Raw genomic sequence first — 13,289 nt, 5'->3', positions numbered from 1 at the left:
GTAGTGGATGATCAGAACATTCTAGCCAAGGCGACAGGTCGAGAGAGTGACTTAATTTGCACTCAGGCTGGCGGAAGGTTCCAGCATCACTTCACGGCTGGCGCGCTGGCCGTCGGCGCTCTTTGCGCGCAGCGACTGGATCGCCTGTGGGGCGACGCCATCGGTGAGAGGCTGCCACTGCTCGCCATCAAAGTATTCCAGCGCCAGGCCCGGATAAGGCAGTGCAGTTTTCACGCTGTCGCCCTCCACCAGCGCGCCCGGCACCGGTACGCGATAGCCAATGCCTGCGCGATCCAGCTTCAACAGTTCCTTGTTGCCGAGTGCGGCGGAGAAACCGGCCCAGTCACGCGCGAGCGCCTGCTTGTCCACAAAGGTCGTTTCCGCGGAGAACTTCTGCCCCTGTTGCAGAGGCAGTTCCCAGCTCGCCCGGTGCCAGGCCCGCTCCGCCAGTGCCAGTAGGCGCGGAAATACCTGGTACTCCACCGCTTCATCGGTGCGCACGACTTCGCTCCACAGCTGCCCCTGGATTCCGCGCACGCTGTCGGCAAATTCTGGCGCCGGTGAGGCGGCGCTCCAGCCGTGGCCGTCGCGGTTGGGGTAGATTTCCGCCTGTTGCGCGGTGTTCAGCGGCGCGTAACTAAAGGTCTTGCGCACGTCGGTATAGCGGGATGCCCAGTAATAGCCGCGCTCCGCCGGATCCACTTCCTGGGGCATATCGAAGTAGAGATAGTCGGAGTGAGACTGCACCAGGTCAAAACCGGTTTCGGCAAAGTGCGCGCTCTCATCGCCACCGCCCCAGAACAGCGGCGCCCAGGAATTAACATAATTGTGTTCGGTCGCCAGTTCCTCGCTGGCGTTGCCGATCTTCTTCACCCCGTCATTCCACGCAGCCATGGTGGGAATACCCGCCTCTGCCACCAGTTTGCTCACGCGCTTGGCATAGAGTTCACCCAGCTCGTCGAGCGCTTTCACTTCGCCGCTGGCAACCAGTTTCTGGCACTGGGGCGAGTTGCTCCAGGGCTTGCTGCGCTTGTCGGCGCTGGTATCGCCTTTTTCGGGGTCCTTACCCGGCCCCACTTCAAACGCGTCGGAGGCGAGGATGTTGATCGCCTCGTCGCCACCGAAATGCCAGCTTTTCAGCGGCACACCGGCGGTATCGTGCATGGCCTTCACCTCGCGGATCAGTTTGTCCACAAAGTTGTAGGTGGAGTCCACACAGGGGTTGATATAGCTGTCATCGTAGAACTGTACCGACAGGTACTGGGTGTCGTCCTCGGGGTCAATCAGACGGTAGGCCTCCGCGGCGGCGAGGTCCGAATCCTTCAGCTTGCGGTAGCGCGCCTCCATTGCCACCACCGCAGAGCGGGCGTGCGCGGGCATGTCGAACTCGGGCACCACTTCAATATGACGGTCGGCGGCGTAGCGCAGGATTTCCACATAGTCGTTCACGCTGAAGTAGCCGGAACCGAAATTGTCCGCTTTGGGGCCTGACCCCAGTTGCGGCAGCAGGCATTTGTTTTCGTCCAGATCAAAGCAGCGCTGGCTGCCGACCTCGGCCAGTTCCGGCAGGCCGGGAATATCCAGACGCCAGCCCTCGTCGTCGGACAGGTGGAAATGGAAGCGATTGAGCTTGTAGGCGGCCATCTGCTCCAGCAGCTTCAGCACCACCGCCTTGCTGTGAAAGTTGCGGCCGACATCCAGGAACATGCCGCGGTGCGGGAAGCGCGGTGCGTCTTCCACCTTCACTTGCGGCAGGCTATTGCTGTTGAGGTCAACCAGTGCGATCAGGGACTGCACCCCGTAGAAGGCACCGGCGGCATCGACACCGGTTATCTGGGCGCCATCGGCGCTCACCACCAGGTGATAGGCGCCTGCGGATTTATCCGCAAAGGTCGATTTGTCCACGGCAACCTGCACCGGGAAGGCGTCTTCCCCTTTTTCGGCCAGCCCCAGTTGCGACAGGCGCTGCTCCAGAGCCTTCACACTGCCCGCGGTTAGGCCAGTCGCTTCGAGCGCCACGCCCGCGCCCAGCACTACGGGGGCACCGGCAAGTGTCTCGGTAGAGAGCGGCTGCGGAATGATACGGGCGCGCCAGTTCGGGTCCCCTGCGCCGGTGATTGCGTCGTCCGCGGTAAAGCGTGCAAAGCGGGTGGCGGCGGTAGCCAGCACATTGGCGTCGTCTGCCGCCCGCTTCCAGTTGTTCGGGTCGTTCTTGTTGATGGGCAGCGCGATGTCGCTCAGATCGTCGGTGTCCGTGGAATCGATCACCCGCGCCTCGCCGTCTGCGCCCACCACGAACAGCCGCGGCTGGAAGTCGGACGCGAACTGCATCCAGCTCTCTGCAAGCATATCCAGTGCCAGGGTCTCGCCGCTGGCGATACCGGCAAACTTCCCGGTGGGGATCAGGCGGTGCAGGTCGCCGTTGACCCGTTCCAGGGTAAAGGCGTCGCTATTGGTCAGCGCCAGCGAGCGGCGCACGCTGTGGAAATAAAGTACCCAGTCCCGCTCATTGGCAGCGATGGCCGGGCCGTTGTTGATCAGGCTGATGCGGTAAGTGGAACAGGTGGCGCCACTGCCCCCGGCTTGCTTGCACAGCCCCCGCACCGTTTCGTCCACGCCCTGGAAATTGGTCAGTACCTCCTGGGTCACCGAAAAATTGGCGGCAATGCGCTCTGGCGCGGAGATAGCCGCCTCGGCAGTGTGCCCTGCTTTCTCCGGTGCGGTCGCGGACTCTGGATCGGAACAGGAGACGATAAAGGCCGACAGGGCCAGGCTGGCAAAGAGGGGAAGCCGATTCATGGGTCTTCTCTTTATGGCTAGTGCTCTATTGATTTTTTATGGCGCAGACGCAGTGAACGGGCACCGGTCAAGCGTCCACCATAGCGAAAAAGACAACGCTGTCAACAAATTCCGGGGGACAGGAAGGCACCACCACAATAAGACCAAATCCCCGCCAACAGTCACGTGACTAATGAACCACGCCTGCCGCTAGTGATCCAAATTCCCGTTTACTAGACAAAGTTTTTATAAGGCGCAGATTTCCTCAGGGAAATCGGTATTAAAAAACATTGGCGGATACCTCCCCGCAGCCCGCGGAAACTCGGCGAAACTCTGTATATCCAGCAACCACGGGGCTCGCGAAGAAGTGACTGCCACCCCAAGAACATTCACATCCAGGGTTGGCAAAATGACGGAATATGTGAGACAAAACGGTTCAGCAAGGGTGAGCCATAATAAATTCAGTGGTTGTTCAGCAACCAACTGATGTAGACAAACGCCCCGGGGTGGAAAGATGGAAACTCGTTGTTCTCGGTTTCGTTCCAACAAGTGCCTAGCCAGCAGCCTATCTGCCGCGCTCGGGATACTATTGCTTCCCGTATCCGCGAGCCTGCTCGCTGACGACAACATTTTCATTCCCGACTCTTCCAGTGCCCTCAATCTCCAGGCCGACAATGCATTCTTCATCGACAGCGCATTTGGCATGGACAACAACGCCCTGTACGAATCCGCCGAAAATCTGCGCAACAACTCCATGGGTATGGTCCAGCGTCGACTGAATCACCAGTGGCTGGAAGTACTCACCTATCCCGACCAGTCTGAAAATGTGACCGGCAGTCGCGCGATCAATGAAATCCTGAAGATGGGTTTCAAGACCTACATGGAACAGCACAAGCGCGCCAGGCAACACCCGCTGCTGCGCTACACCAATAGCCACGGCAGCCTCAACAACGCACTCGATTACGACTTCCGCCTGTCGGACGACAAATTCTCGATATCCTTCGAGTATGAGTTTTAAGCAGGCAAACTAGCCACGACTCTCACCACGCCGAATTTGCTAGAATCTCCGCCAATTTCTACCGGCGGAGATTCCCGTGCCCGAAACAGTCAAGTCCCCCACCCAGTTCAATCACCTCCCTTACGCCGGTGTACTTCCGCGCCTGATGGCACTGATCTACGACGCCCTGATTGTGGCGGGGCTGTGGATGGTATACGGCTTCTTTGCCATGCTGGTCGCGTCTACCTTCGGGGACCTGCACTGCCAACCAGAGCACCAGGACTACACCCCCTGCGTCGGCGGCCCGCTGTACCAGCTGGGTCTGCTGCTGGTGACTGCCACTTACTTCCTGTGGTCGTGGCGTGTGGCCGGGCAGACCATCGGCATGCGCGCCTGGCGCCTGATGGTGGCGAACAACAACGGTGTGCAAATCAGCTGGTACCAGTGCCTGGTGCGGGCGCTGGTGGGCCCCGTCTCACTGGCTTGCCTGGGGCTGGGTTTTTTCTGGGGTTACCTGCGGAGTGATCGCGCCAGCTGGCACGATCTGGCGTCAGACTCCGAGGTTCGGCAACTGCCGAAGAAGAAAAAAGCGAAAAAGCTCTGAAGGGAAATACACAAATCCTGCGTTGAAGCGGGCGACTAGCGCGCCCGCTTCAACAGCAACCAGCCAATCAGGAAGCTGGCGATGATCGGAACCAGTACCGCAATAAATGGCGGGAACCCGAACACGACCGACGAGGGCCCGAGCATGTCCTGCAGGGTCTGGAACACGATCCCCACAATCACCCCGGTAAATACCCGCAGGCCAGTGGTCACTTCCCGCAACGGGCCAAAGATAAACGAAATCGCCATCATCACCAGACCGGCAATGGTGAGCGGCTGCAACACCTTCTTCCAGAACGCCAGCCAGTAACGCGCGGATTCCTCACCCTTGCGGTCGAGAAAATTGCCGTAGGACCAGAGGTTGCGCGGCGACAGATCGGAAGGCATCGGCACCACCAGCGCGAACAGGTCCGGCGACATGTCGGTTTCCCAGATACTCTTCGCCTCCTGGCTGCTGCTGGCACGCTCGGGAGTCAGGCTGGTCTGACGGCTGTTCTGCAGTTCCCAATGGCCACCCTGATAGAGGCCGCGCTCGGAAAACACCACCTGCTGCAACTGGCGGTTCTCATCAAACCGGTAGCGGGTGATACCGAACAGGGTACCTCCGGGCAGTGCCGCATTGAAATGCACAAACTCGCCATTTTCGCTGAACCACAACCCCTGCTCCAGCCCCGAGTTTTCCAGTTCGCCCTTGGCAATGGCGCGGCGGCTCTCAGCGGTCTGGTTGGTAGCCGGCACCACCAGCTCCGCCAGCACCAGGCCGAGCACGATCAGCACCATCACCGGCTTCATGACGGCCCATGCAATGCGACCGATGGAGACACCCGAGGCGCGCATGACGGTGAGTTCGCTGGTACCGGCGAGGGTACCGAGCCCCACCATACAACCCACCAGCGCCGAAAAACCCAATTGGCTGTAAATGCGGTCCGGCAGCGTCCACAGCACATACTCCAACAGGTTGGCAAAACTGTAGCCACCGCCAAGGTCTCCCAGCTGGTCGACGATCGCGGAAATCACATCCAGACCGAGAATCACCATCAGCACGGCCAGAATGGCCATCGTTACGGTGCGCGCGATATAGCCATCAAGCCGGCTCATTGGCACCTCCACTTACATCATCAGTGCCGCCACCTGCGGAATTTTTCCGTCGACGGGGTTTGCGGTTGCGCCCGCCGAGCAGCAGCAGGCCGAGAATCAGGAACGGCGGGTGCACCAGCCAGATGGCCCAGGCGTGCTCGATCTTGCCGTCCTCAACCGCACCCCGCACCCCCTGCAGGATGACCAGATATACGATATACAACAGCACCGCCGGGATCATTTTGGCGTACCGTCCCTGACGCGGGTTGGTGCGGCTGAGGGGCACCGCGAGGATCGCCACCACCAGTACCAGCACCGGCAGACCGAGGCGCCAGTGCAGATTGACACGCTCGCGGGGATTTTGGCTATGCCACAGCGCCACCGTGGACATGGACTGCAGTTGTTCACTGTACTTGGTGCGCAGGCGCGGGATTTCCAGTAACACCTCATAACTGGAGAACGCCATCTGGCGGTAATCGCTCTGTCCCGGAACCCCCTCATAGCGATAGCCATCCCGCAATACCAGGTAACGCAGGCCGGTTTCCGGGTCTATCTGCTGCACGCCCTCCCGGGCCACCGTCACAATCTGGTGGTCCGTCTCGGTCTCACCGCGTGAGCTTCCCAGCTCCGCAAGAAACACGTTGTGCATGGTGGACCGATCTTCGCTCAGGGAGTCTGCGTAATACACAGCCCTGTCACCCTCGGTGCTGACAAATTTTTTCGGCACCAGGTGATCAAATTCATTGCGGGACTTGTCGGCGGTCAGCAGATGGGAGGTGCGCTCGATGCCGGTCGGCGTCAGGTACAGGCTCATCGCCGCTACCAATGCCGCCACCAGAAGCGCCACCAGCAGGGTATAGCGCAGCAGCTGCCGCTCACTGAAGCCGCAGGCGTGCAGCACCGTCATTTCGCTTTCTATATAGAGGCGCCCGTAAGCGAGCAGGATTCCGACGAAAAAGCCCAGCGGAATCACCAGCTCGAGAAACCCCGGCAGCTTGAATCCCATCAGTGAAAAAAGGATGCCTGCCGACAGATCCCCGGCGGCGGCCTCGGCCAGATATTTGACAAAACGGCCGCTCATCACCATCAGCAGCAGCACCGCGCTGACGGCCAGTGTTGCGCCGAGCAGCTCGCGACAGAGGTAACGAAAAATAATCACTGAACGACCAGCTTCCCTGATTGCACTTACTTTGAAGAAACGGCGAATTGGAAATCGAGAATCCGACTATTGGACACTCAGGTGACGGATAAGACACCCGATCAAGCAATCCGATCCTTCTCGGGTTAAACTTGCGGGGCGCATTATCACCAAAAAGCCCGGCCATGTCTCGGCCTGGCAGGGCCCGGCCCCACCGCACCCCGCCCGCTCGCAATGTCTTCAGGAGTCTGGCCCCCAGCGCCCGAATCCGCCAGCGCGGCAGTAACGGACAAGACATCCGTCCCGGTGGCCACGGCTTCAGAGCACAAAGAACATCAAGGAACCATTTCATGCAGTTTTTCGCCAAGGTCACCGATATCAGCAAACAGCGCAGCGCCTGCGCCATCATCGCCGTCAATGACAAGGACCAGCTCACCGACAGTGGCAATGCCCTCGACAAGGCGAGCAACGGCAGCCTCGGTAAACTGCTGAAGCGCGGCGACCTGGGCAGGGCCGCCGGCAGCACACTGCTGGTTTCCCTGCTGGAAGGCGAGGCAGAGCGCGTGCTGTTTGTACGCACCGGCAAGGCGCCGGTATCCCAGGCGGAGTTCCGCAAGCTCGCCAGCGCGAGCGCAAAAGCCGTAACTTCGTTCAAAGATGCCACCAGCTACCTTACCGAAGTGGCTGTGCGCGATGCGGATATCGAGTGGCAGGCACAGCAACTTGCGTTGGCCGCGGGTCTCGCCGGTTACAAATTCACCCGTTTCCTGAGTGACGCCAAGCCCTATCCACTCGCCAAATTCACCCTGCACGCAAGCGACAAGAAGCAGCAGAAGACCGTGCAGGCCGGCACCGATGTCGGCAGTGCCCAAGCCCTTGGCAGCAACATCGCCCGCGAACTCGGCAACCTGCCGGGCAACCTGTGCACCCCCACTTACCTCGCCAATGAGGCGAAGGCGCTGGCGAAAAAACACCCAAAACTCACCACCACTGTACTCGACAACAAGAAGATGGAAGCGCTGGGCATGGGCGCCTTCATGAGCGTCGCCAAGGGCAGTGATGAACCCGCGGCGATGATCGCGATGCAGTACAAGGGTGGCAAAGCCAGCGACAAGCCAATCGTGCTCGTCGGCAAGGGCATCACCTTCGACACCGGTGGCATCAGTATCAAACCCGGCCTGCAGATGGATGAAATGAAGTTCGACATGTGCGGCGCCGCCAGCGTGTTCGGCGTGATGAACGCGCTGATTGAAATGAATGCTCCGGTGAATGTCGTCGGCGTCGTCGCCGCTGCGGAAAATATGCCGAGCGGCCGCGCTAGCAAGCCCGGCGACATCGTTAAATCCATGAGCGGCAAGACCATTGAGATTCTCAATACTGACGCCGAGGGTCGCCTGGTACTGTGTGACGCTCTCACCTGGGCTGGCAAATTCAAACCCAGCGTGGTGATCGACATCGCCACCCTCACCGGCGCCTGCGTTATTGCCTTGGGCAATCACGCCACCGGCCTTTACGCCAACCAGGACCAGTTGGCCAATGACCTGATCGCCGCCGGCGAAACTGCCGGCGACCGCGCCTGGCGCATGCCCCTGTGGGACGAGTACCAGCCAATGCTGAACTCCAACTTCGCCGACCTGCAGAACATCGGCGGACGTGAAGCCGGCTCCGTCACCGCCGCCTGCTTCCTCTCCCGCTTCGCCGAGGAATACACCTGGGCGCACCTGGATATTGCCGGCAGTGCATGGACTTCTGGCGCAGCAAAGGGCGCGACCGGCCGCCCGGTACCGCTGTTGCTGCAATACATTCTGAAATCAAAATAAGCTGACAACGAAGTGAATAATCCGAAGCAAAGGCACTGATGCCGGGGGCTGTTCGCAGGACCGTCTGCGGCCTGGATGGCCGCAGCCGAGCCCCCATGGATGGGTTGAGGGGCGGCGCCTAGCTCGTGTCCTGCGAACAGCCACCGGCAGCAGGGCCGCCACCGCACACCGTTCTGAGCACAGAACTGGTCTTGTGGCGGCGCCGCTACCAGGTAGTGCCTTGCAAGACACGCCGTAAACCCGTCCATGGGGGCTCTTCCGCGAGGTCCCTCTCGCGGAAGGTCTCGCAAGGCACTACCCGGCACCGACACCTTCGCATCCAGCTTCACCTCTTGATTAGAAGTGATATGACCCGAATAGATTTCTACGTCCTGGCCTCTGAAAACCCTGACGAAATTCAAACCTTCGCCTGCCGACTTGCGGAGAAAGCCTTCCGCAGCGGACTGCACGTACTGCTTGCCGTAGACAACGCGGAGCAGGCACAGCAACTGGACGATCTGTTGTGGACCTACCGGGAAGACAGTTTCCTGCCCCATGCCCTGCAGAACAAAGACCAGCAGGCTGCCATCGAAATCAACAGTGGCGAAGATCCCGGCCAGCACCACGGCCTGCTCATCAACCTCTGCAGTGAAATCCCCGCCTGGTTCAGTCGCTTCGAGCGCCTCGCCGAAATCGTCTGCCAACAACCGGACTCCCTCGCCCGCTCCAGAACGCGATACACCCACTACCGCGATCGGGGATATCCGTTACAATCTCACAACATCAGCAACTGATCGCAACCTGAACCCACGTCCATGTCCGGTCGCAAGAAAAACAGAAGACACCAAAACGGCCAGCCGCCCCACGACCTTCTCAGGGAACTCAGCTCCCTGCGGGAACTGCTGGGCAGTGACATGGAAGCGGATATTCCACTGCTGGATCAGGTAGCCGAGCCCACCAGCGATCAGAAAGCGAACAACACCCAACAACATGTCACTCCGCCGCGCGTGCCGGACTATGCGCCAAAGTCGCCACAGCGCCCGCTGTCGGAAATCGACCTGCCAATCCTGTTCTCCCCCATCGACGAAGACCCACTGGACGACTTCGACGATTACTCAACAGAACTGAGCGAGGCCGACCTCAAACTGCTGCGCCCGCTACAGGATCTGCCGAGACCGGCACCGGAGCCAGTGTCGCAGGAAAATACCCAGCGGTTAGCAACCCTCCGCGAGGAGTTCCAGCCCGAACTGTTCGACATCGACCCGGAACAAGTGCCGGAACGACAGGCCGATCCCGAGTTCATTGAGCCTGCACGCGCTGAGCCAGCAGCAAAACCGGCCAAACCAGCGACTCCACCAGCAACACGGACAAGCGCTCAAATACCATCGAGCCCCCGTAGCCCCAAGGTCACCACAGTATCCATGACGGAAAACCCTTTCCTGCCGCCCCACATTCGCGCGCGTCTGACCGGCGGCAAGATCCCGCGCCCGGATCCCATCCCGGCGGTAGCACCGGCAGCTCACTACACAGCTCCAGCCAAGCCTGAAGCGGCAGCCGGCACTAATCGCAAGCTTTCCAACGAGGAGCGTGAGCGGCTGCTCGAGCAGCTGGTGGCAGAACAGCTGCCGGAACTGGAACGGCAACTGCGCCTCAGCATCAGCATGATGCTCGACGAGCTCTACCCGAAAAAATCCTGACGGCGGTCGACCAACTGGTCCGCCGGCCTTTTGCCCCCACTGGCCCCAGCGGTATAATTCCGCCCCTTTTATTTATTCACTGCCCCCGACATCGAGATGTCCGGGCGGCCAGCCCATACAACGCAAGGCACTCCCCCGCGCATGGACAAGACATACCAGCCCAACGCCATCGAACAACAGTGGTACAAAACCTGGGAAGACAACGGCTACTTCAAGCCCTCTGGCGATACCGCCGCCGATCCCTACTGCATCATGATCCCGCCGCCGAACGTCACCGGCAGCCTGCACATGGGCCACGGTTTCCAGGAATCCATCATGGACGCCCTGATCCGCTACCACCGCATGAAGGGTGACAACACCCTGTGGCAAGTGGGCACCGACCACGCCGGCATCGCCACCCAGATGGTGGTAGAGCGCCTGCTGGCGGCAGACGGCAAGACCCGACACGAGCTGGGCCGCGACAAGTTCATCGAGAAAGTGTGGGAGTGGAAGGAAGAGTCCGGCGGCAACATCACCCGCCAGCTGCGCCGCCTCGGTGCCAGCCCGGACTGGTCCCGCGAACGCTTCACCATGGACGACGGCTTCTACAAGGCGGTGCAGGAAGTCTTTATCCGCCTGTACGAGGACGACCTGATCTACCGCGGCAAGCGCCTGGTGAACTGGGACCCGAAACTGCACACGGCAATTTCCGACCTGGAGGTACTGAACGAGGAAGAGCAGGGCCACCTGTGGCACTTCCGCTACCCGCTGTCCGACGGTTCCGGCCATCTCGTGGTCGCCACCACCCGCCCGGAGACCATGCTCGGCGATACCGCCGTGGCGGTGCACCCGGAAGACGAGCGCTACAAGCACCTGATCGGCAAGACTATCAAGCTGCCGCTGGCGGACCGTGAAATCCCCATCATTGGCGACGACTACGTCGACCGCGAATTCGGCACCGGCTGTGTGAAGATCACCCCGGCGCACGACTTCAACGATTACGACATGGGCCAGCGCCACAACCTCGAGATGATCAACATCCTCGACGCCGACGCCAACCTTAACGACAACGTGCCGGAAAAATACCGCGGCATGGAGCGCTTCGCCGCGCGCCAGCAGATCGTCGACGACCTCGACGCCATCGGCTGCCTGGAAAAAATCGAACCGCACACCTTGAAGGTACCGCGCGGTGACCGCTCTGGCGTGGTCATCGAGCCGTGGCTCACCGACCAGTGGTACGTCAGAACCCAGCCGCTGGCGGATGAGGCCATCAAGGTGGTGGAAGACGGCCGCGTCAATTTCGTGCCGAAAAACTACGAGAACATGTACTTCTCCTGGATGCGCGACATCCAGGACTGGTGTATCTCCCGCCAGCTGTGGTGGGGCCACCGCATCCCGGCCTGGTACGACAACGACGGCAAGGTCTACGTCGGCCGCTCGGAAGAAGAAGTCCGCGCGAAGCACAACCTGGGCGATATCGAACTGCGCCAGGACGACGACGTGCTCGATACCTGGTTCTCCTCCGGCCTGTGGACCTTCGGTACCCTGGGCTGGCCGGAAGAAACCCCGGAGCTGGCAGCGTTCCACCCCACGTCCGTACTGGTAACCGGCTTCGACATCATTTTCTTCTGGGTCGCGCGCATGATGATGCTGACCCTGTATTTCAAGAAGGAAGTGCCCTTCCACACCGTGTATGTGCACGGCCTGGTGCGCGACAGCCACGGCCAGAAGATGTCCAAGTCCAAAGGCAACGTGCTCGACCCCATCGACCTGATCGACGGTATCGATCTGGAAAGTCTCGTGCAGAAGCGCACTTCCGGCATGATGCAGCCGCACCTGCGCGACAAGATCGAGAAGCAGACCCGCAAGGAATTCCCGGAAGGCCTCGCCGCTTACGGTACCGATGCCCTGCGTTACACCTACTACTCGCTGGCCTCCACCGGCCGCGACATCAAGTTTGACGTGGGCCGTATCGAGGGCTTCCGCAACTTCTGCAACAAGATCTGGAACGCGTCCCGCTATGTGCTGCAGAACTGTGAGGGCCACGACTGCGGCCAGGACGGCAGCGAAGATTTTGAACTGAGCATTGCCGACCGCTGGATCATTTCCCAGCTGCAGCGCACCGAAATTGCGGTGAAAGAAGCCATCGACAACTACCGTTTCGATTTGGCATCCCAGGCGCTGTACGACTTTGTGTGGAGCGAATACTGCAGCTGGTATCTGGAGCTGTCCAAGCCGGTACTGTGGGACGACAACGCCTCCGACGCGATCAAGAAAGGCACCCGCCGCACCCTGATCCGCGTGCTGGAAACCACCCTGCGCCTGGCGCACCCGCTGATGCCGTTTATCACTGAGGAAATCTGGCAGCGCGTGAAGGAGCTTGCGGGCCAGTCCGGCGACACCATCATGCTGCAGAAGTATCCGGTGGCGAACGAGCACCGCATCGACGAGAACGCCGAAGCGGCGATTGCCTGGCTGAAAGGCGTGATCGAAGGCGTTCGCAATATTCGCGGCGAGATGAATATTTCCCCGGCGAAAAGCATTCCCCTGATTCTGCGCAACGTTTCCGCGGCGGATCAAAAATTGCTGGATCAGACCGGCACGCTGCTGACCAAGCTGGCGAAACTCGAGTCCATCGACTCACTACCCGCGGGCGCAGACGCACCGGCCTCTTCCACCGCGCTGGTCGGAGAGCTGGAGTTGCTGGTACCGATGGCCGGGCTGATCGACGTGGAAGCGGAAAGTGCGCGCGTACAGAAAGAAATCGATCGACTGAGCAAGGAACTGGCCGCAGTTTCCGGCAAACTCAGCAACGCCAACTTTGTCGACAAAGCACCGGAAGAGGTGGTGAACAAGGAAAGAGCGCGACTGGCAGATTTGGAAATTGCCCACAGCCGTTTCGTTCAACAGCTGGAATCCCTGAAGAACCTGTAATGGCGAATTTGTAGACCTGCAAACAAAAATGGCGAACTGGAAACGGTTCGCCATTTTTTATGCCCGATCAAAACTCGAAACGGATATCCCCGAAAACACTTCTCGGCTCACCGATAAAATACCGCTCGCCACCCGCCAGGCTCGAGTAGTCCGCCCGCTCCGCGTAATCCACATTCGCCAGATTATTGATCCGCACCCCCAGATTCATTCGCGGTGTGATCTGTTGGCGCAACCGCAGGTGCAGCAGTTCGTGGCCGGGATAGCGGTGGGCATTTTCGATATCGGTG

The 13,289-nt window shown here is 60.2% G+C and carries 9 protein-coding genes and 1 pseudogene; 6 read left to right on the top strand and 4 right to left on the bottom strand.

What is annotated here, in order from left to right; all coding sequences use genetic code 11:
- Positions 1 to 51: 51 nt before the first annotated feature.
- A complete protein-coding gene (locus VIL80_RS10190; RefSeq protein ID WP_332036007.1) occupies positions 52 to 2,799 on the bottom strand; it encodes a family 20 glycosylhydrolase in 2,748 nt (915 codons plus the stop codon).
- A gap of 568 nt (positions 2,800 to 3,367) precedes the next feature.
- On the opposite strand from VIL80_RS10190, the gene VIL80_RS10185 reads away from it, so the two are divergent.
- Complete coding sequence (locus tag VIL80_RS10185; protein ID WP_332036006.1) at positions 3,368 to 3,796, top strand: hypothetical protein; 429 nt, start codon at positions 3,368 to 3,370, stop codon at positions 3,794 to 3,796.
- A gap of 76 nt (positions 3,797 to 3,872) precedes the next feature.
- Positions 3,873 to 4,379, top strand: a complete 507-nt coding sequence (locus VIL80_RS10180) for an RDD family protein (protein ID WP_332036005.1) — start codon at positions 3,873 to 3,875, stop codon at positions 4,377 to 4,379.
- Between the two features lie 35 nt (positions 4,380 to 4,414).
- Here the strand turns inward: VIL80_RS10180 and lptG are convergent, their stop codons facing one another.
- Together lptG and lptF are read right to left on the bottom strand one after the other, a co-directional pair.
- Positions 4,415 to 5,476, bottom strand: a complete 1,062-nt coding sequence (gene lptG, locus VIL80_RS10175; RefSeq protein ID WP_332036004.1) for an LPS export ABC transporter permease LptG — start codon at positions 5,474 to 5,476, stop codon at positions 4,415 to 4,417.
- The gene (gene lptF / locus VIL80_RS10170; protein ID WP_332036003.1) at positions 5,463 to 6,614 is read right to left on the bottom strand and encodes an LPS export ABC transporter permease LptF; all 1,152 of its coding nucleotides are present in this window, start codon (positions 6,612 to 6,614) and stop codon (positions 5,463 to 5,465) included. Before lptF ends, lptG begins: the two co-directional genes overlap by 14 nt.
- A 329-nt stretch (positions 6,615 to 6,943) precedes the next feature.
- On the opposite strand from lptF, the gene VIL80_RS10165 reads away from it, so the two are divergent.
- The 4 genes from VIL80_RS10165 to VIL80_RS10150 all read left to right on the top strand — a co-directional run bounded on the left by VIL80_RS10165 (position 6,944) and on the right by VIL80_RS10150 (position 13,002).
- Positions 6,944 to 8,413, top strand: coding sequence for a leucyl aminopeptidase (locus VIL80_RS10165; RefSeq protein ID WP_332036002.1), 1,470 nt, complete (start codon positions 6,944 to 6,946; stop codon positions 8,411 to 8,413).
- Positions 8,414 to 8,760: 347 nt separating this feature from the next.
- On the top strand, positions 8,761 to 9,186 hold the full coding sequence (locus tag VIL80_RS10160; RefSeq protein WP_332036001.1) for a DNA polymerase III subunit chi: 426 nt from the start codon (positions 8,761 to 8,763) through the stop codon (positions 9,184 to 9,186).
- A 21-nt stretch (positions 9,187 to 9,207) separates the two neighbouring features.
- Positions 9,208 to 10,089: a flagellar biosynthesis protein FlhF gene (locus VIL80_RS10155; protein ID WP_332036000.1), complete on the top strand. Its 882-nt coding sequence runs from the start codon at positions 9,208 to 9,210 to the stop codon at positions 10,087 to 10,089.
- 141 nt (positions 10,090 to 10,230) lie between these two features.
- Positions 10,231 to 13,002, top strand: coding sequence for a valine--tRNA ligase (locus VIL80_RS10150; protein WP_332035999.1), 2,772 nt, complete (start codon positions 10,231 to 10,233; stop codon positions 13,000 to 13,002).
- A gap of 67 nt (positions 13,003 to 13,069) precedes the next feature.
- Here the strand turns inward: VIL80_RS10150 and VIL80_RS10145 are convergent.
- Positions 13,070 to 13,289 (bottom strand): annotated as a pseudogene (locus VIL80_RS10145) (TonB-dependent receptor); the annotation flags it as partial.

The organism is Microbulbifer sp., from assembly GCF_036563125.1.
Classification (GTDB): Bacteria; Pseudomonadota; Gammaproteobacteria; order Pseudomonadales; family Cellvibrionaceae; genus Microbulbifer.
The sequence above is the reverse complement of the archived record's forward strand: the minus strand, read 5'-3'. Positions and strand labels throughout refer to the sequence as shown.